The organism is Roseibium album, from assembly GCF_001404515.1.
GTDB lineage: Bacteria > Pseudomonadota > Alphaproteobacteria > Rhizobiales > Stappiaceae > Roseibium > Roseibium album.
The window spans coordinates 110,549-129,234 of record NZ_CXWE01000004.1; the positions used below are offsets into that span (position 1 = coordinate 110,549).

17 protein-coding genes are annotated in these 18,686 nt (G+C 55.2%); 4 read left to right on the plus strand and 13 right to left on the minus strand.

Annotation, left to right across the window (positions count from 1 at the left end; genetic code table 11):
* Positions 1 to 9: 9 nt before the first annotated feature.
* Both LA5095_RS13695 and crcB read right to left on the minus strand, forming a co-directional pair.
* On the minus strand, positions 10 to 1,029 hold the full coding sequence (locus LA5095_RS13695) for an RluA family pseudouridine synthase (protein ID WP_055115895.1): 1,020 nt from the start codon (positions 1,027 to 1,029) through the stop codon (positions 10 to 12).
* Positions 1,030 to 1,153: 124 nt separating this feature from the next.
* On the minus strand, positions 1,154 to 1,537 hold the full coding sequence (crcB, locus tag LA5095_RS13700; RefSeq protein WP_055115897.1) for a fluoride efflux transporter CrcB: 384 nt from the start codon (positions 1,535 to 1,537) through the stop codon (positions 1,154 to 1,156).
* 288 nt (positions 1,538 to 1,825) lie between these two features.
* Between crcB and LA5095_RS13705 the strand changes: the two genes are divergently transcribed.
* Complete coding sequence (locus tag LA5095_RS13705; protein WP_055115898.1) at positions 1,826 to 2,275, plus strand: hypothetical protein; 450 nt, start codon at positions 1,826 to 1,828, stop codon at positions 2,273 to 2,275.
* 398 nt (positions 2,276 to 2,673) lie between these two features.
* On the opposite strand, the gene LA5095_RS13715 is transcribed toward LA5095_RS13705, so the two are convergent.
* The gene (locus tag LA5095_RS13715) at positions 2,674 to 2,973 is read right to left on the minus strand and encodes a hypothetical protein (RefSeq protein ID WP_144435986.1); all 300 of its coding nucleotides are present in this window, start codon (positions 2,971 to 2,973) and stop codon (positions 2,674 to 2,676) included.
* A gap of 1,023 nt (positions 2,974 to 3,996) precedes the next feature.
* Between LA5095_RS13715 and LA5095_RS13720 the strand changes: the two genes are divergently transcribed.
* Entirely contained in the window at positions 3,997 to 4,350 is a 354-nt protein-coding gene (locus tag LA5095_RS13720; protein WP_408008590.1) for a GNAT family N-acetyltransferase, read from the plus strand.
* Positions 4,351 to 4,518: 168 nt separating this feature from the next.
* Here LA5095_RS13720 and LA5095_RS13725 read toward each other — a convergent pair whose 3' ends face one another.
* Positions 4,519 to 6,909 carry a patatin-like protein gene (locus LA5095_RS13725; RefSeq protein ID WP_055115905.1) on the minus strand — a complete coding sequence of 797 codons (2,391 nt, stop codon included), beginning with the start codon at positions 6,907 to 6,909 and terminating at the stop codon, positions 4,519 to 4,521.
* Positions 6,910 to 7,311: 402 nt separating this feature from the next.
* Between LA5095_RS13725 and LA5095_RS13730 the strand changes: the two genes are divergently transcribed.
* Positions 7,312 to 7,680 carry a nuclear transport factor 2 family protein gene (locus LA5095_RS13730; protein ID WP_055115907.1) on the plus strand — a complete coding sequence of 123 codons (369 nt, stop codon included), beginning with the start codon at positions 7,312 to 7,314 and terminating at the stop codon, positions 7,678 to 7,680.
* Positions 7,681 to 7,725: 45 nt separating this feature from the next.
* On the opposite strand, the gene LA5095_RS13735 is transcribed toward LA5095_RS13730, so the two are convergent.
* Both LA5095_RS13735 and LA5095_RS13740 read right to left on the minus strand, forming a co-directional pair.
* A complete protein-coding gene (locus LA5095_RS13735; RefSeq protein ID WP_055115909.1) occupies positions 7,726 to 9,030 on the minus strand; it encodes a replication-associated recombination protein A in 1,305 nt (434 codons plus the stop codon).
* Between the two features lie 8 nt (positions 9,031 to 9,038).
* On the minus strand, positions 9,039 to 10,493 hold the full coding sequence (locus LA5095_RS13740; RefSeq protein ID WP_055115912.1) for a DegQ family serine endoprotease: 1,455 nt from the start codon (positions 10,491 to 10,493) through the stop codon (positions 9,039 to 9,041).
* An 858-nt stretch (positions 10,494 to 11,351) separates the two neighbouring features.
* Between LA5095_RS13740 and LA5095_RS32395 the strand changes: the two genes are divergently transcribed.
* Positions 11,352 to 11,603 carry a hypothetical protein gene (locus LA5095_RS32395; protein WP_145902523.1) on the plus strand — a complete coding sequence of 84 codons (252 nt, stop codon included), beginning with the start codon at positions 11,352 to 11,354 and terminating at the stop codon, positions 11,601 to 11,603.
* Positions 11,604 to 11,767: 164 nt separating this feature from the next.
* Here LA5095_RS32395 and LA5095_RS13755 read toward each other — a convergent pair whose 3' ends face one another.
* The 7 genes from LA5095_RS13755 to secY all read right to left on the minus strand — a co-directional run bounded on the left by LA5095_RS13755 (position 11,768) and on the right by secY (position 18,680).
* Entirely contained in the window at positions 11,768 to 13,939 is a 2,172-nt protein-coding gene (locus LA5095_RS13755; RefSeq protein ID WP_208992692.1) for a methyl-accepting chemotaxis protein, read from the minus strand.
* A gap of 186 nt (positions 13,940 to 14,125) precedes the next feature.
* The gene (gene rplQ / locus LA5095_RS13760; RefSeq protein WP_055115919.1) at positions 14,126 to 14,551 is read right to left on the minus strand and encodes a 50S ribosomal protein L17; all 426 of its coding nucleotides are present in this window, start codon (positions 14,549 to 14,551) and stop codon (positions 14,126 to 14,128) included.
* Positions 14,552 to 14,634: 83 nt separating this feature from the next.
* Positions 14,635 to 15,657, minus strand: a complete 1,023-nt coding sequence (locus LA5095_RS13765; protein ID WP_055115921.1) for a DNA-directed RNA polymerase subunit alpha — start codon at positions 15,655 to 15,657, stop codon at positions 14,635 to 14,637.
* A gap of 90 nt (positions 15,658 to 15,747) precedes the next feature.
* The gene (gene rpsK, locus LA5095_RS13770; protein ID WP_006936427.1) at positions 15,748 to 16,137 is read right to left on the minus strand and encodes a 30S ribosomal protein S11; all 390 of its coding nucleotides are present in this window, start codon (positions 16,135 to 16,137) and stop codon (positions 15,748 to 15,750) included.
* Between the two features lie 72 nt (positions 16,138 to 16,209).
* On the minus strand, positions 16,210 to 16,578 hold the full coding sequence (rpsM, locus tag LA5095_RS13775) for a 30S ribosomal protein S13 (protein ID WP_055116822.1): 369 nt from the start codon (positions 16,576 to 16,578) through the stop codon (positions 16,210 to 16,212).
* Between the two features lie 180 nt (positions 16,579 to 16,758).
* Positions 16,759 to 17,355 carry an adenylate kinase gene (locus LA5095_RS13780; RefSeq protein WP_055115922.1) on the minus strand — a complete coding sequence of 199 codons (597 nt, stop codon included), beginning with the start codon at positions 17,353 to 17,355 and terminating at the stop codon, positions 16,759 to 16,761.
* A complete protein-coding gene (gene secY, locus LA5095_RS13785) occupies positions 17,352 to 18,680 on the minus strand; it encodes a preprotein translocase subunit SecY (protein WP_029061788.1) in 1,329 nt (442 codons plus the stop codon). Before secY ends, LA5095_RS13780 begins: the two co-directional genes overlap by 4 nt.
* Positions 18,681 to 18,686: the final 6 nt, after the last annotated feature.

An 18,686-nucleotide genomic window follows, 5' to 3' on the forward strand; every position in this document is an offset into this window, starting at 1 on the left:
GGAGACCGGTCAGCGTTTGATGACCGTCTCGTCGGGATCGTCGGCCTCAGGATCGTAGTCGCTCGCGTTGAAGCCGAGAAGGTTCCAGGTCTGCTGCATGTGCGGCGGCAACGGCGCCGACACGTCGATCTTGCCATGACCCGAAGGGTGTGGAATGACGATACGGCGCGCAAGCAGGTGCAGGCGGTTTTGAATGCCGCCCGGCAATTCCCAGTTCTCGATATTGAAATACTTGTCGTCGCCGATGATCGGATGACCGATGTGGGCAGCATGCGCCCTCAGTTGGTGCGTCCGGCCGGTAACGGGCTTCATGGTAACCCATGACAGTTTTTGCGCGGACTGCTCGAATACGGAATAGAAGGACACAGCATGCTGGGCATCGTCATCTCCCTGCCGCACGACCTGCATCCGTTCTTCAGCCTCGCTGCGGGCAAGAAACGTCGAGATGCGGCCCTGTTTCGGCTTGGGCACGCCTGCGAGCATCGTCCAGTAGATCTTGCGGGTATTGCGATGCCGGAAGGACTTTGTAAGTTCCTGCGCTGCCTGACGCGTGCGCGCGACAAGGATGATGCCTGATGTCTCGCGGTCGAGACGGTGAACCAGGCGCGGCTTGTTGCCCTTCCTGTCCGTAAAGGCATCCAGCATGCCATCCAGGTGGCGCTTGAGACCGGACCCGCCCTGGACAGCGAGACCGGCAGGCTTGTTAAGGACCATGACCTGATTGTCCTCGAACAGCAGCATCTCCTCGATGGCTTTGCGATCGTCGGCAATCAGTTTGGTGGACTTGGGTTTGGCATTCTTCTTGTCGTCCGCGGGAAGCTCGACACCCAATGGTGGAATTCGGATCATCTGGCCCTTGGCGACCCGTGTGCTGGCCTCAACGCGCTTGCCATCCACCCGCACCTGGCCGGTACGCAGGAGCTTCTGCAGCCGTCCGAACCCGAGACCGGGATAATGTGCCTTGAACCAACGGTCGAGGCGCATGCCCGCTTCATCGGCGGTCACATGTTTTTGTTCTACTGCGGACATATTGTTCTCAAATCAGGCTGCGGGCCGCAAAAGGCCACTGTCAACCAGGGCACGGGACACGAGCACCGCGCGGACATTCGTTCCGGAGCGTATAGGCGTAATCAGGGTGAAATGAAAGGGAAACTTAAGAGACGACCTGGCGGGCTATCATCAATCCTGCGAAGACCGCGCCAATCGACAGAAGGACGGACGCCAGTACATAGATCATCGCAAGATAGGTATCTCCCCGCTCCCACAGCACCGACGTGTCCAGCGAAAAGGCGGAAAATGTCGTGAACCCGCCGAGTATGCCGGTGGCAATGAAGTACCGGACCGTCTGAACATGCTGAAAATCGGACTTTACCAGCCATCCGATCAAAAGCCCCATTGCAAGCGAACCGACCACATTGACGGTGAGCGTCCCGACCGGAAAGCCGGCACCAAAAACTCTCAGCGTGAAAAGGCCAACCAGATGGCGCGCGCCGGCTCCGAGCCCTCCGCCGAGCATGACAAGAAGAAGATGTTTCAAGTGATTTCAATCTTTTTCAAACGACAGTTTCCGATTTGCGCAGCAGTCAGCACGAAGTTCGTAACTTGTAGGACACCGGCAGGCAAGCGGAAGTGAGGAAATGCCTTTCAGTCACTTCCGATCGAGAAGCTTCCTCAAAATCTTGGCTTTGGAATGCACCGGAACACCATTGACAAAAATACCCATCGAGTCTCCATTGATTTCGCCAATAGGTTGAAGTGTTTGACATGGATTATTGTTCAAGCTCTCGGACCTTTCCGAGTTCTCGACAACATCTGCGAGGTAAAAATGAGAAGCGCCATAGGTCTGCTGTCCGGCCTGGTTTTGACCGGTTGCGTTGCGGACGGGTCTCCTTCGGGATCACAGCCCAGCAAGGATGAGTTGCTTTGTATCGAATCTGGATTCGTCCCGGGAACATTGGAATTTTCGCAGTGCCTGGCAACTGCAAAAATTGCCCGGGAAGCAGCCGCCGACTACGAAAAAGAACAGCAAAAGGAGAGAGAAAAACGCGATACGATCAGTGACGAAATGGCCAACAGGATCTGCGTCGACTACGCCAAAAGCCAGATGCCATTTCCCGTTATCAGGAACCAGAGTTCACCTTTCAACGTCAATGGCGGATACGAAAAAACGGTGAAGGTGAGTTTTGAACTTGATAATCCGAAGACATCGTATTCCAGCAGAAGTGCCGTTTGCAAAATTCGCGGCAGGGATATTGTCGACTTTAAGATCAACTAGGCCGCATCCTGGCAATTTCTGACATCCGAATTCACTGATTGAGCGGTCTTTGACCCTGGAACGGACAAGAAAACGAATGCTACGAAAACCACAAGAGCGTAATCGACCCATAGTTCCGTATTCATGTAAGAGGCAAACTTTGCGCCCAATGCGGCGCCTACCAAACCGAAAAGAAATCGGCCGACAGATGCCGGCAGATCTTCTGGGCTTGTCAACAATCCCAAAAATTCAAGAAAGCCAGACAGACGCCCGCTCCTTATGAGTTGCAGCGAAATTTCCTAACCGGCTCTTTGAGCACTTGCGTTCCAGTGAGACTATTCTTGCCCATGCGGTGCTCGGGTGCACATTTCGTGCACCCCGCGCCATTCTTCGGACCGTTACATGTGTATGCAGGACCTTTAGTAAGTTGTCACCCTAAGATCTTTCGGCACTTCCAGCCTGCCAGTCGCATCGTTACGGCTGTAGCCTTTGCCAGCAATACAATTGTCCCAAATGTCATCGTTGACACCTGTTTCGCTGCCATATTCCGTTTGCCGAATTCCCTTTGCCTGGGCGGCACAATCAGCGCGATCAGTAAAAAGCTGTTGTTGACTTGCTGTTGGATGATCGTAAGCCACACGATCCACAGTGGTACTTGTTACACATCCCCCCAGAGCCAACAGACCTAAAATATTAACTATCGAAAAAGCAATTTTCACCGGACACTTCCTCTAAATTGTAATAATATTGGAACGGAAAATCTTTCAAGGCATAAATCTTTACCATAATTCAATCATCGTTGCACCATTGCGGCACCGACTTTTGTAAATTGCGCACGATCGCCCTAGCCTCTTCAACATTGCGAGACACACCAACTCTGTTTTCGCCGTCTTTGGAACTTGACCGTACGGGTTAATGCACCCTGACCCGGTGCCCTAAGGTGCCATTCGTCACCCCGAATGAAGATTATTCTTGGTTTTCCTGAAAACGCGTGGCTTTGGCTAATTCGTGATGGTTGATCTCTCGCTATTTTCAGTTATCGCCGCTCCATGTTCGCAAGCAGAATTTTCAACCAGATCCTGGCAGAGACCGTCCACGCTCTCTGAGTCGCGCGCATCGAACACAACCATTTAACGGCTGACAGCAGGCATGCACAAAACAGCGAAGCCCGGTCCCACAACGATGAAAAGTACCGGCATTCAAGGCCCGTGCCTCAACTTGATGGCCATGATGTGCCATCCAAAAAACGGACGGAGAACGGCAAGGCAACCAATATGCCGATTGAGCACGTCGGTGCCCAAAACTCATGGCGGATAAACAAATCTCCGAGCCAATAACTTGCTTGCTTCCTTCACCGCTTTCCTTGTGAACCATCGTTTGATTTTGACCACGCCTTTCGCGTGGCACGGCACCTGCGGCCTGAAGAAGAATTGTCAAAAGCTGTGACAGTCGCAAACAGGGTGATGGAGATCATGCCGGTCATGACATTTTCCAGACTATCGCCAGGGAAAAATGGGCATTTGAACAATCGAAACTATGCATGAACCCGAAACTGCATTGAAAGCAGTGCGATGCTCCAAATACACTTGGCACCGCGAAATTCGTTTGGACCCATTTGCCGAGCTGTTCCTCAGATGATTGAAACCCGTCCGATAAACTCGAATGATCAGGACCTTGTCTGTCGCCACCGCATTTCGATGTTCTGTGATGATGGCAGACGAAAAGCGTCGGAGCTTGAAACCATGGATCGCTCGTTCCGGGCGTGGCTGAAGCCGCGTCTGGTTGACGGAACATATTTTGGTTTCATTGTTGAGGACGACGGCAAGCCGATCGCGGGCATTGGATTGATGGAGCTGTCGTGGCCACCTCATCCGCTGCATCAGGATGATGGCCGGCGGGGGTATGTCTTGAATATGTTCGTCGAGCGCAGCCACCGAAAGCGGGGCATTGCAAAACTGCTTTTAGATCTGGCGGATCAGGAATTCAGCCAGCGGAAACTACAATATGCGATCTTGCATAGCACATCGGCCGGTCGACCTGTTTACGAGACGGCGGGATGGCAGCCGACCTCTGAAATGGCCAAGGTGATTGAATAGTCCACTGGCACTGCCACGTATGGCAACTGGGAGAAATGGAATGCTAACTGATTTGCTCATGAGACAGATTAGGAGTTTTGCTGCCGAAACAGGAATTCGGGCTGATTGCCTGTCTTGTAGTCATTGGCTCCGTCGACGCTTCGACAATAAACACCCGGCAAACCAGTTTCACGCTTCCTCCTCCACATGCGCGAAATCCGGATAGATCGAGCGTATCAGGTCGTCGACCCGGTCGATTTCTTCAGGGATCGTCAACAGTTTTTCACGCTCCTCCTGAAGGATCGCAAGGAAGATCCGGGCCCGTGCCTGGTTGACCTGTGGTTGCGGCAGAACGCCCTCGCCGGCGGCCGACAGGACGATGCTGACAAGCCTGTCGGCGGCATTGAGCCGTCCCCAAAGGTAGTCGTGCTCTCTCCAGCTTCGATTGAAGAATGCGCCGAAAGCGTTCAAAGACTTGCCCTTCAGTTCAAAACCTTCGGTGTAAAGACTGTCGGCGTCTCTCGGACTGATCCGGTCGACCAGGATTTCGGTCACCTCTGAAAAGTCGTTTCGCTGCAGGACGGGGAATGTGATCAGGTCATAGAAACCGAAACCGATATAGGATCGCAGCAACGACATGTGCCGGTCCCGGTCGAGAAGGTCTCTCGCCGTTTCCGCGAAGAGTTCGTCGTGCAGTCGGTCGAGATCGGCCAGGCCCATCATCTTGGTCAGACTGTCCAGCAACGGCTCGACATGATCTTCAGCGCCGTATTGGCTGCCGGCCGCCGTTGTCAGGAATGCTTCCGACAATTCCTGGCTCTTGCCGCCGAAGAACCTGTCCGTCCATCGCCAGCCAAGATGGTCAATCTGCTCGTATAAAATACCTTTCAGGTAGTCGAGCGCATTGGCATCAGGCGGCGGTAACATGCTGTCCTTGTCCGCATGATAGAAGCCGTTCAGCTTGCGGATCGCGAACCGTAGCCGGCGGATCCGATAGTCGACGTCAAGGCCCCTCAGGAGCGCGACGATGTGCGGATCCGTGCGTCCGAGCCCGTCCTCGCTGTCCGCGGCAAGCTTGTTGAAATGCCTTGAAAACAGGGAAAGCGCGGCTTCCTCCCGCATCTGGACATCAGGGGACCTGCTTATGCGTCCGGTCAGGCCGGCGAGCCGCTCTGCAAGCGCATGCAGTTTCAGGGACTGGTAGTTCAGGAAGGCAAACCCTGCCTGTTCGAAGGCTGTGGTCGTCGCATCCCGCCTGCATCTGGACAACACTTCTGCCGTGATCGCCCGCCGTGTCGGCAGCAGGCTCGAAACGGCCTGTTCAACGACCGGTCCCGTCGCGTCGATCAGCTGGGAGAGCCAACGGCTTCGCCGATTGTTCTGCTCCAGTTCCTTCAGGTCGTCTCCGATCGGCTCGTTTCGAGGGATATGCGCCAGGGATGCGAGGATCACCCGGAAAAAACCGGGAAGCTCCAGCGGGCCTTCCCTGGTTTCGCTTACGTCAACCGGTGCCGGGTCGACATAGATCAGCCGCCTTGCAACCTCGCGTGCAGCCGGTCTTTCCTCGATGATTTCAATAACCGGTGCAAACGGCTTGTTCATCACGACACTGCCGTCGACGAAACAGTGTTGTGCCATCGTCTCGGGTGTCAGGCAAAGTTCACGCCCGAGAAAGTCGTCGCGGTAGGGCCAGGCAACCCCTTTCCTCGACAAGACACGCTCCATCTCGGCCACGGTTGCAGGCGGAAATGCCCCCGGGAAGGACGATGTGGCGCGGGCCGTAAAAACGAGTTCCGGTATGTTGTCCGTGTCGAACTGGCTGTCGACATATCCAGGAGTGCGGTGTACAGCGCGGAAATTCAGGATCCGTCGATGATCCCATTCCTCCACATATGCAGGGTCGTCCAGCAAAATCCGTCGTTTGACACCGTTGTAATCGGTAATCGTGACGAAGAGATTCAGGGTCTGCCCGCGCGGAATAAGCGTCCTTTCACTGTCGTCGCCATTTTCCATCTTGCGGCAGGCATCAAGCATCCAGCTAATGAAACGCTCTCCGGAAAATGGAGGTGAGAACCACCTTGCCTGCATGAACTGGCGCAGCTTTTCCCGGGTCTCCACACTTTCGATCTGCTTGTTCAGCCGCGTTGATATCAACTGGTCGAGAACAGGTGAGATGGAGAGTTTCAGGTATCGGGACAAACCCGACTGGGGGCGTGAAAGCCGGGTAACATCCGCATTTTCAAGCCACATCTCGCTATGGCTTTCGAGCGGCAGGTCATGGGCGATCGCCCGGGCCAGCATGATGCCGTTGACACCACCGGCCGAGGCGCCTGCGATGGCATCGACAACGACGCGTATGTCGGCAACACCGGACAGGAGGTCGAGCAGGTCCTGATAGGCACACTGCACCGGCTGTAGTGGATGTGTCTCGCAATCGTTGGAATTGCCGCCGTTTCTGTCCAACCTGAAACTGGAGGCGCGAACAAGATTCAGAATCTCCCGGCTTACACCATGCATGTAAATGGCCAGCGAAACGCCACCATAAAGCACGAGTGCAAGTCTGAGTTCGATTTCCTTCATGAAACTGCCAACCGGATTGTTATCAAGGATCTACCAGAAAAGGATTGCCATATTCCTTAAGTGGCGACGAAATGAATTGAACAAAGACAAGCGAGACTATGCAGCCATCATACCTGATCACACTTGCGCGTGAAAAAAGTGTAGCGGATTTGTTCAAACAGGTCGCAAGGCAATCAAAATCGGACCCTTTGTTCAGCGTCGCACGTACTCTGCCGCGGCATTCCGGGACATATGCTTGCACCAGACGCTGTTTGCCCGGTACCAAGCTTGCATTGATCACGTCAGGGAGAAAGCAGGAGCGATCTTTGTATCATTCGCGTAGGATCAGAATCCGGTGGGTTGCCTGGCCCGTCAACGATGAGATGCCAGGATCGGGTCTGCTGGATTTGGAGGGCATTGGCCGTGGAACTCAAACAAGTGCTTGCATCATATGGTGCGGCCTGGAACGAAACCGATCTTTCGAAGCGCCTCGGATTTCTTGAATCCTCCTGGAGCGACGGCGGCCGATACATGGATCCTGCCGGAACCGCGCAAGGTCGAGATCAACTGGCGAACTATATTGGCGAGTTTCAGGCGCGAATGCCCGGAGCACGCATAGAACTCACCAGTGACGCAAGCCAACACAACGCGCGTATTTATTTCAAGTGGCGTCTGGTGACTGCCGATGGAAACACGGCGATCGACGGTGTCGATTTCGGCACGCTTTCAGACGACGGGCGTCTTCGTGAAATCGTCGGATTTTTTGGAGCGCCACCAGAGCGGACAGGCTGATGGTCCTGTCACCATATCAGATTGCAGGTGCAAGGAATTGACCAGTCAGCCTCGTTCCTTGCGCAATCGGCTCCAGTAGTCCAGCCTCTTGCGAAGATCCCTTTCAAAGCCCCGCTCCGGAGGATCGTAGTAGGATTGCCGTCCAAGTTTTTCGGGGAAATAGTCTTGCCCGGAAAATCCGTCCGGTGCGTCGTGATCGTATTGATATCCTGCGCCGTATCCTTCCTGCTTCATCAGCTTGGTGGGCGCATTCAGGATGTGTTTCGGCGGCAAAAGCGAACCACTTGATTTGGCGTCCCGCATCGCAGCCTTGTAGGCTACGTAAGCACCGTTCGACTTTGGTGCGGTCGCGAGATAGATCACAGACTGGGCAAGCGCCAGTTCACCTTCGGGCGATCCGAGCATCTGATAGGCGTCCCTTGACGCATTGGTCTGAACCAGGGCGTTTGGATCTGCAAGTCCGATGTCCTCTACGGCCATTCGGATAAGCCGGCGCGCGAGATACATCGGGTCCTCGCCGCCATCCAGCATGCGGCAGAACCAGTAGAGCGCAGCATCGGGATCGGATCCGCGTACGGATTTGTGCAGCGCTGAGATCAGATTGTAATGACCGTCCGCGCTCTTGTCATAGATGGGAGCCCGACGCTGCACGATCTCCTGCAACCGGTCGGCATCGAATATTTCGTCTTCTGCCGCAGCGCGCCAGACGTCTTCGGCAAGCGTCAACGCGGAACGGCCATCGCCATCTGCCATCCGCATCAGCACCTGGCGCGCATCGGGCTCCAGCGGCAGGTCCTTTTCCTCCGCGTCTTCCGCACGGTTGAGTAATTGCCCGATCGCATCCAGGGAAAGCGAGTGAAAAGTCATCACATGCGAGCGGGAGAGCAGCGCCGAGTTGAGTTCAAAAGACGGGTTCTCCGTTGTTGCCCCGACAAGCGTGATCGTGCCGTCTTCCATGACCGGCAGAAAGCTGTCCTGCTGCGCACGATTGAAACGATGGATCTCATCGACGAACAGAAGCGTGGCCCGACCGCCCATGCGTCTTGCCTTGGCGGCCTCGAACACTTTCTTCAGATCTGCGACACCGGAAAAAATCGCCGAAGTCTGTTCGAACGCAAGATCTGTTTCATTTGCAAGCAGGCGCGCAATCGTCGTCTTTCCAGTGCCCGGAGGACCCCAGAAGATCAGGGAACCGAGCGATCTCGTTTTCAGCATGCGTGACAGCGTGCCTTCAGGCCCGAGCAGATGTTCCTGACCGACGACATCATCAAGCACGGCGGGACGCAACCGGTCAGCCAGTGGACGCGGTCCGGCTTTCGCAAGCCCGGAAGCTTCGAACAGATCGCTCACATCACGCTCTATCTGAGTTCGAGTTTCGAAATCTTGCCATCACGCTCGACCTCCAGACGCCATACACGCGGAGGTGTCTTGGTGATCGTTTCAAGCATGCGCGTCGATTCCACTTTCTGATTGTTGACGACACGAATGATATCGCCGGGACGCATGCCCACCTGATTGGCGGCACTGCCACGATTGACAGATGCGATGACGACACCCTCAAACAGGCCTTCCAGACCCAGTTCTTCCGAAACCGCCGGAGACAGATTCATAACGGTCGCGCCTTCAAACGGCGAATATTCACGCAGCACCCGTGCGTCCCGAGGAACGGTTTCCGGAGCAGGTTGCAGGGACACCGGAATGGCAATTTCCTGCCCTCCCCGCACGACCAGGAATTCGGACGTCTCGCCAATCATCTTGGTCGCAAAACGGTATCCGAAGGAATTCGGGTCAATCACCTCCTTGCCCTCGATGGCGATGACAAGATCGCTGACCTTGAGGCCTGCATCATGGGCAGGAGAATCGTCAAAGACAGCAGTCACCAGGACGCCGCGTGGACGCTCAAGCGACAGCGCCTCGGCAATTTCAGCGTTGACCATCTGAACAGTGGCACCCAGCCAGGGCCGTCGAACCTTGCCACCCTGATCGGCTGCCTGGGCGACGAAACGGGCCATATGAGCCGGAATGGCGAAGCCGATGCCGTTCGACCCGCCGGAGCGTGAGAAGATCGCGGTATTGATACCGACGAGCTTTCCGGTCATGTCAACCAGTGCGCCGCCGGAATTGCCCGGGTTGATCGCTGCGTCGGTCTGGATGAAAAACTGGAAATCCGTGACACCGACCTGCGTGCGCGCGAGCGCGGAGACAATTCCCTGGGTGACGGTCTGCCCGACGCCGAACGGGTTGCCGATCGCAAGGACGATATCACCGACCTCCAGACTGTCTGAATTGGCAAAACTCACGTGTTCATACGGGCCTTCTCCCCGGATCTTCAGCACTGCCAGATCCGTTCGTTCATCCATCAGAACGATGTCCGCATCGAATTCCCTGCGGTCGCTGAGCGCAACCCTGACGGCATCAGCGCCCTTGATAACGTGATGGTTGGTAATCACCGTTCCGTCCGCAGAAATGATAACGCCAGACCCCAGCGATGATTCCACCCGTTCGCGCGGACGGCCAGAGCCACCGGGTTGCCCGAAAAACCGGCGGAAAAACGGATCTTCGAAGAAGGGGGAAACACGCTGACGCTGCACGACCTTGCGACTGGCGTAAACGTTCACCACCGCTGGCGCGACCTGCTTCACCACGGGCGCGAACGAAAGCTTGATCTGCGCCTCGTTTTGCGGGATCAGCCTGAGGTCCGCCGGTGTCGGCTCAACCGTTTGCGCGAACGTTGCAGTTGCCAGGAGACCGGTCAGCGTCGCCAGCAGAATGCGGCACAAAGGGCGAAATCGGTTTGAATTTGCCAGGCGCATTGACAGAGCCCTCTCTTTCGATTCTTTTTCAGTATCGGCGATACATGGCAGATAGGGTGGAATGGAGGCAATTGCAAAAGCAACACATCGCCAAAATGACGGCCAGATTTCACAATTTCCTATCTCAAACCACTTGCTGCATCAAATGACGGCATAATCGGCCAAACGCATTCGCGCGCGATAACATTGCAGTCCAGAGCCAGACAGCAGGCGCAGTTGTAATGCGCTATCTCCGCAACTCAGCTGCCGCCTTTTCGCAAGGGGCCTGGTATTGCAGTTCCGGCAAGGATGTTCATGACGAAAAAACCGGAAGCCGCAGTCCCATCAGCAGAACCTTGAGGATTACCAAAACCATCCGGCCACCTTTCCACCTTGCATCGAAGCAGCAGGATTGCCACAACGCGTATCCGGCTGACGGGAAATAAAACGCGAAACACGCAATCAAAAAACGTGGGTGGTTCTTTCCAGTAGTCTCCGACGTGCACCCTCTTCAGCTGTCAAGATCCCTACCTCAATGGACAATTTTGAGTCAGTTGTCAGTTGGTCAGACAACTCGATTGCGACATTTCGTCAGGAAGATATCAGGGCCGTACATGCATGGTTTCCTTTTTGACAAAGCACGCACCCGGCACGCGGCCTGTCCTGTATGTCGGCCGCGATAGACCATGTCTGGATTACAATTCAATCAAACATGGCTTATCGTAATCAAGGGCTGTGTGTCCGCTCATTTGTTTCGATCAGGTAAGGGGGCTTAACAGCAACGTGGGAGGAAGCGCAGGATTTATACTGCAGGGCTACGGATACATTGCTATCGCCTGCATAATATCGGGGGCCATTGTCGCTGTTCTGGAATGGTTCTTGTTCCAACATAAAACCAGCTGGAAAAGTGCTGCACTATTTTTTCCAGTAGGTTTATTGTTAACTGGATTTGTATCAGCAGTTCTAGTTGACCTTGCAATGGGAAGAGATTTATCTGGCGCGCAATTACTTGCGCAAGCCACGTGGAAAATTGGACTTGTTTCAGTCGTCCCTTACATCCCAATCGGATTGCTCGCCCGCTCAATTACATTAAAAGCCTTGAATTCCATGGTGGGATCCAGGGAGACGTGACAACCGCAATTTCACGATAGCCGAGGTTTGGCCGTATTGCTCGCAGAACCGCCACTCGTTCTCAATTCGGTGCGTGACAGCAAACACGCAAAAGCCGCGAACACGCCCATCTGACCGGGGTGTTTGCGGCTTTTGCGAACTTTGCATTGTCCGCTGGAGGTGGTTTACGCCGAGCGAACCTGATCCAGGAAACTCCGGACTTCCCGGTCCAGTTGCTCTGCCTCTGTCGCCATGTCCGCGGCTTCTTCAGAGAAGTTCTGGGCCGCCATGTTTGTGTCGTTCGACAGGCTGGATACGTTGCGGATGTCTTCCGTCACCTTGGACGTGCCACCTGCAGCCCTTTGTGTGTTTTCGGCAATGCCTTGCGTCGCGTAGCTTTGTTCTGTAACGGCGGCCGCAACCTCGCTCACCGATTGGGTGATCTCGTCGATGGTTTTCTGAATGTCGCCGATAGCCCCGACGGCATCGTCCGTTGCTGTCCGGATCGCATCAATCTGCAGCTGGATCTCACCGGTTGCCTTGCCCGTCTGTGATGCGAGATCCTTGACCTCCGAAGCCACGACCGCAAACCCCTTGCCGGCTTCGCCCGCTCGCGCTGCCTCTATCGTGGCGTTGAGCGCAAGAAGATTGGTCTGATCTGCAATGTCGCTGATAAGCGTGACGACCTCACCAATCCGGTTCGCAGCCTCGGCGAGCGATTTGACGGTTTCATTGGTGGTTTCGGCGCGCTTGGTCGCCGCGGCGGCCACACTCGAAGACCGCTCGATCAGGCTGGAAATTTCCTGTATCGAGCCGGAAAGCTGATCTGATGCTGCAGCAATCGACTCGACTTCCGCAAGCGCCTCTTCGGACATGGTCGCTGCATTGGCCGACGTCTCTCCTGCCGTATCGGTCATCTCGCGCATCTTGTCAGCGGATTGCCTGAGAGACGCAGCCGAGCGGGCGACCTTGTCTACAACCGTACCGACCGTCGCCTCGAATTCACCGGCCAGGTTGGCCAGCATGTCGTGCCGCTGTTCCGCCTGGATGCGTGCCGCATCTGACTCTTCCGCCGCTCTTCGTTCGTTTTCCTCAGTCGCATTTTGGCGGATCTGCAGCACCGCACGTCCGATATCGCCGATCTCGTCCTTTCTGCCAGCCGCTCTAATCTCCGCTCCAAGGTTACCCGAGGCAATGGCGTTCAGGGCACCAACGAGTGCTGACAGCGGTCCGGTAATCGACCGGGAGAAGAAGAGTGCAATGACAGCGGCGACCGCGATCGTTATCAGGGACCAGATAATCATCTGGTTCCGCATGTTTGTGACTGCGGCAAGTGTTTCACCGACGCTCTTTTCTGCAACGATTGCCCAATTCTGCCCCTGGAAAATCAGGGGGCGAGCAACCACCAAATCAGCCACTCCATCCGCTCCTGTCACGATTTCAGCAGATTCCAGTCCACCGGTGGCAGCGAGTATCGGGGCGGCTTCGGTTGTGAGTTTGAGTGCAGTCGGTTCTGCGGCAAGCGGCAGGTCAGACAGCACAATTCCGTCCTGCCCGACAATATAGACCTGCCCGGTTTCACCAAGATCATCCCGGCTTGCGACAATGGCATTCAAATTGGAAGTGTTGAGGCGAACGACAACCACGCCACTTAGGCTTACGGTGCCGAACGTATTCAAAAAAACGGGGGATGCCAGAAACAGCGATCCTTCACTGCCGGACGGCTCGTAGGACGCAAAGGATGTTGATGCGATTTCTCCTTCACCCAGTTCCAGCGCAGCATTGAAGACCTGTTCCAGACCGGTGCCTTCGGCGGGGCTGCCTTCGCCGAACTGCCTCAGAAACTCATCTCCCTTGGTCACCGAATAGAGGACAAGTCCGGCGGGATCGAGCAAGTAGATATCGGCGTAATCACTGTTCTTCCAGAGATTGTAAATTGCCGGATGCGCCTCCGAATGGCGCCATGCATACATGGTTTTTTGCTCACTCCCTGAAAGCGACGCCCGTTCACTGGCAGTCTCAGCAGCTTGAAAATAACCGAGGATCTCCTCCCGTTCCTTCCCAAGATTGAGCGAAGCCTGACCGAGGGTGTGCAAAGCATCGGCAACACTTGAGGCCAGGGTAACCACTTCACCTTCCGCTGATTTCAGTTTGCTCTCAAGCAACGCAGACCGTGCGGTAATGACCATACCGAGTTCCGCCTCGGCTGCCTTCTGCAAGCCGTCCTTGCCGGTCATGTAACCGATGACACCGACAGCTGCGCATGCTGCAACCGTAATGACGATCATCAATGCCGGAATGACAAAGGAAAGACGAAAAGATGATTTCGTCCCCGATGAGGATGATTTTGAAAACACGATATTTCTCCCAGCCCTACCACAACCTCAAGGAGGTGTTGCGGCAAACCTAGGTAGTTTTCATTAATGCAATGATAATCTGGGGTTTCATTTTTCAATGGTAAAACCGGCGCTGGACTTGTCAATTCGGCAACAAAAAAGGCGGGCAAATTGCCCGCCTTTCAAGTCTGTTACGTCGCTGACTTCTTACGCTGCGTTTTCAGCGGTTTCTTCAGCCTCGGCACGAGCACGATCGTCAGCACCACGAGCATCCGGGTCACGATCGACCAGTTCGATGACCGCCATCGGTGCGTTGTCGCCATAGCGGAAGCCCGCTTTGAGAACGCGCGAGTAGCCGCCGCTGCGGTCCTTGTAGCGTTCGCCGAGCGTGTCGAACAGCTTGGCAACCATGGCCGTGTCGCGAATCTGCGAAATGGCCTGGCGGCGCGCATGCAGATCACCACGCTTGCCCAGGGTGATGAGCTTGTCGATGATCGGCTTCATTTCTTTAGCCTTCGGCAGCGTCGTCACGATCTGTTCATGCTTGATCAGCGAAGCTGCCATGTTTGCGAACATAGCCTTGCGGTGGCTAGAGGTCCGGTTGAGCTTGCGGCCGGATTTACCGTGGCGCATGGCCCTCTCCTTTTTCTTTCAGGCAATCTGCTCTTTCACTAGTAGCATTTGCCCGGTTGAGCCCTTAGGGACGCGTACGCCCCTTAATACTGATGGTCTTCGTAACGCTTGGCGAGATCGTCGATGTTCTCCGGCGGCCAGTTGGCGACTTCCATGCCGAGATGGAGACCCATCTGGGCGAGAACTTCCTTGATCTCGTTGAGCGACTTGCGGCCGAAATTCGGTGTCCGCAGCATTTCCGCTTCGGTCTTCTGAATGAGATCGCCAATATATACGATATTGTCGTTCTTCAGGCAGTTTGCAGACCGGACAGACAGTTCCAGTTCGTCGACTTTCTTCAACAGTGCCGGGTTGAAAGCAAGTTCCGGGACAGTGTCCTCGGCGACTTCGCGTTGCGGCTCTTCGAAGTTGACGAAGATGGAAAGCTGATCCTGCAGAATGCGTGCGGCAAATGCCACTGCATCATCCGGCTTGACGGAACCATCGGATTCGACGGTCAGGGTCAGCTTGTCATAGTCAAGAACCTGGCCTTCACGGGTGTTTTCCACCTTGTAGGAGACCTTCTTGACAGGAGAGTAGAGGCTGTCGACAGGAATAAGTCCGATCGGAGCATCTTCCGGGCGGTTGCGGTCGGAAGAATGATAGCCTTTACCGGTATTGACGGTGAATTCCATGCGAATTTCCGCGCCCTCATCCAGGGTGCAAAGCACCAGATCCGGATTGAGCACTTCCACATCACCAACGGTCTGAATGTCACCGGCGGTCACAACACCTGGGCCCTGCTTGCGCACGACCATGCGCTTTGGACCTTCACCTTCCATGCGGATGGCGATTTCCTTGATGTTGAGCACGATATCGGTGACGTCCTCGCGAACACCGGGGATCGACGAGAACTCGTGCAGAACGCCATCGATCTGAACTGCAGTCACAGCCGCCCCTTGCAGGGAAGACAGCAGAATGCGGCGCAGCGCGTTGCCCAAAGTCAGGCCGTAACCGCGCTCAAGAGGCTCGGCAACGACGGTTGCCAGAAAGCGCGGATCATGACCCGGCTTGATCTCGAGTTTGGTCGGCTTGATCAATTCTTGCCAGTTTTTCTGAATGGTCACGTTTTCGTCCCTTCGGCTATCCCGCCCGGCTCTTCAAGGCCGGGCCATTCTTTGCCATTTGGAGAAACAGGTACCTAAAGCCGGAAAGCCTTAGACGCGGCGGCGCTTACGCGGACGGCAGCCATTGTGCGGAATCGGTGTTACGTCACGAATGGACGTAATCAGGAATCCGGCAGCTTGCAACGCGCGCAGAGCAGATTCACGACCTGAACCCGGACCACGGACTTCGACCTCAAGAGTGCGCATGCCGTGTTCAGCAGCTTTCTTTGCAGCATCTTCAGCAGCAACCTGGGCAGCATACGGCGTCGACTTACGAGAGCCCTTGAAGCCGAGCGCACCAGCAGACGACCAGGAAATCGCGTTGCCCTGTGCATCGGTAATCGTAATCATGGTGTTGTTGAATGTGGAATTCACATGCGCAACGCCGGAAGAGATGTTCTTGCGTTCGCGGCGACGCACACGCGTCGTGTCTTTAGCCATTCTTGTATCCTTGTATTGATCTCTTCACTGCCGTAATTCCGGCAGCTCCACCACCAATCGCGGCGCTGATGATTATTTTTTCTTGCCAGCGATCGGTTTCGCCGGACCCTTGCGGGTACGTGCGTTCGTATGCGTCCGCTGTCCACGAACCGGAAGTCCGCGGCGGTGACGCAGGCCGCGGTAGCAGCCAAGGTCCATAAGACGCTTGATGTTCATTGCCGTGTCACGGCGAAGATCACCTTCCACCATATAATCGCGGTCGATGGTTTCACGGATGGACAGAACTTCAGCATCGGAAAGTTCATTCACACGGCGGGATGTGTCGATATTGTTCTTTTCGACGATTTCCTGGGCGAACTTTGCGCCGATGCCGTGAATATACTGAAGCGCGATGACAACGCGCTTGTTTGTCGGGATGTTAACGCCAGCAATACGTGCCACGTTTGTCTCCATGTCTAGAGCTGTCGGCCATTTCGGCAAACCGCAGTTGTTAAAGCCCGCGTCCGGTGGAGTCCGGCCCTTGCGGGGTGCGAAATGCCGGGAACTCCCGGCACAGAGAATGCCGGTCCCACTTACATGGAACCGGCCAAACTGTCTGATAGAGCGCGTCCCTTAACGCTCTTAAACCTTCTCGTCAAGCCCTTGAAGAACGGATTCGATAGAAGCCGATACTTCATCAATGGCCTGCATGCCGTCGATCACCGAAAGATGGCCTGATTTCTCGTAGTAAGGCACAACGATTGCGGTATCGCGGTTATAGGCTTCAAGACGCTGCTTGAATACTTCAGGGTCGTCATCCTTGCGGACTTCCTGACCGGCAGCCTTGGCATCTTCTGCCCGCTTGATGATCCGGTCAACGAGCTTTGTCTGATCAACACGCAGTTCCAGAACCCGATTGAGCTTCAGGCCGCTGTCTTCAAGCATCTCGTCCAACGCCTCCGCCTGTGCAAGAGTGCGCGGGAAGCCATCCAGGATAAAGCCGTTTTCGGCATCATCTTCAGCAATCCGGTCCCGGATGATACCGACGACGATTTCGTCCGATACCAGACCACCGGCATCCATGACTTCCTTGGCTTTCAAGCCGACAGGGGTCTGCGCGGCGACCGCCGCACGAAGCATATCTCCGGTGGACAGCTGTGGGATGCCGTACCTTTCGACAAGGCGTGCAGCCTGTGTCCCTTTACCCGCCCCCGGCGGTCCAACCAGAATTAGCCTCATCGACGTTTCCCCCTGAGTTTAGCTTTCTTCACCAGTCCCTCATACTGATGCGCAAGCAGGTGGCCCTGGATCTGCGACACGGTGTCCATTGTCACGCTTACGACAATCAGCAAAGAGGTTCCCCCGAAATAGAACGGAACGCCAGTAGCCGAAATGAGGAATTCGGGTAATAGACAAACGATGGTGATGTAGATCGCACCCACGACAGTGACGCGTGTCAGGACATAGTCGATGTATTGCGCAGTCCGCTCTCCAGGACGGATGCCCGGGATAAAACCGCCGTGTTTCTTGAGGTTATCGGCTGTATCGCTCGGATTGAAGACAATCGCCGTATAGAAGAAACAGAAGAAGATGATCATGGCTGCGTAGAAGACCATGAACAGCGGTTGTCCGTGACCAAGCGCCGCAGTTATGTAAGTCAGCCATTCGTTGCCGCTGCCTTGACCGAATCCGGCGAAGGTAGCTGGAACGAGCAACAGCGACGACGCGAAGATCGGTGGAATCACACCGGCCGTATTCAGCTTCAGCGGCAGGAACGAGGTATTGCCCTCGAACATCCGGTTGCCCATCTGCCGTTTCGGATACTGAATCAGCAACCGCCTTTGCGCCCGTTCCATGAAAACAATGAAACCGATCACTGCAACGGCAAGAATTATGACCGCCAGAATAATCCAGGTCGCCAGAGACCCCTGGCGTCCAAGTTCCAACGTCTGCACAACGGCGGAAGGCAGACCGGCAACAATACCGGCAAAGATAATCAGAGAAATACCGTTGCCGATACCACGCGACGTGATCTGTTCACCAAGCCACATCAGGAACATGGTGCCGCCGACCAGCGTAATCACGGTTGAGGCCCGGAAAAACCAGCCCGGATCCGTCACGACGCTCTGGGATTCCAGTCCGACAGCAATCCCGTAGGCCTGGAAAGTCGCCAAAACGACTGTGCCGTAACGCGTGTACTGGTTAATGACCTTTCGGCCTTGCTCACCTTCCTTTTTCAGCTGCTCAAGCGTCGGAACAACCGTCGTCATCAGCTGCATGATAATGGAGGCGGAAATATACGGCATGATGCCGAGGGCAAAGATCGCCATGCGCTCGATCGCACCACCGGTGAACATGTTGACCATGCCGAGAATACCGGTCTGGGCCTGCCCGAACACCTGTGCGAACGTTTCCGGATTAATTCCGGGCATCGGGATATAAGTACCCAATCGATAAACCAAAAGCGCCCCTAGCGTGAACCAGATGCGCTTTTTGAGCTCTTCAGCCTTCGCAAAAGCTGAGAAATTCAGATTTGAAGCCAGTTGCTCGGCGGCCGATGCCATGCCCTA

Excerpts from the sequence above, each read along its gene's own strand:
- LA5095_RS13695 (WP_055115895.1), bottom strand. The coding sequence starts at position 1,029 with ATGTCCGCAGTAGAACAAAAACATGTGACCGCCGATGAAGCGGGCATG.
- LA5095_RS13705 (WP_055115898.1), top strand. The coding sequence starts at position 1,826 with ATGAGAAGCGCCATAGGTCTGCTGTCCGGCCTGGTTTTGACCGGTTGC.
- LA5095_RS13720 (WP_408008590.1), top strand. The coding sequence starts at position 3,997 with ATGGATCGCTCGTTCCGGGCGTGGCTGAAGCCGCGTCTGGTTGACGGA.
- LA5095_RS13725 (WP_055115905.1), bottom strand. The coding sequence starts at position 6,909 with ATGAAGGAAATCGAACTCAGACTTGCACTCGTGCTTTATGGTGGCGTT.
- LA5095_RS13740 (WP_055115912.1), bottom strand. The coding sequence starts at position 10,493 with ATGCGCCTGGCAAATTCAAACCGATTTCGCCCTTTGTGCCGCATTCTG.
- rplQ (WP_055115919.1), bottom strand. The coding sequence starts at position 14,551 with ATGCGCCACGGTAAATCCGGCCGCAAGCTCAACCGGACCTCTAGCCAC.
- rpsK (WP_006936427.1), bottom strand. The coding sequence starts at position 16,137 with ATGGCTAAAGACACGACGCGTGTGCGTCGCCGCGAACGCAAGAACATC.
- LA5095_RS13780 (WP_055115922.1), bottom strand. The coding sequence starts at position 17,355 with ATGAGGCTAATTCTGGTTGGACCGCCGGGGGCGGGTAAAGGGACACAG.
- secY (WP_029061788.1), bottom strand. The coding sequence starts at position 18,680 with ATGGCATCGGCCGCCGAGCAACTGGCTTCAAATCTGAATTTCTCAGCT.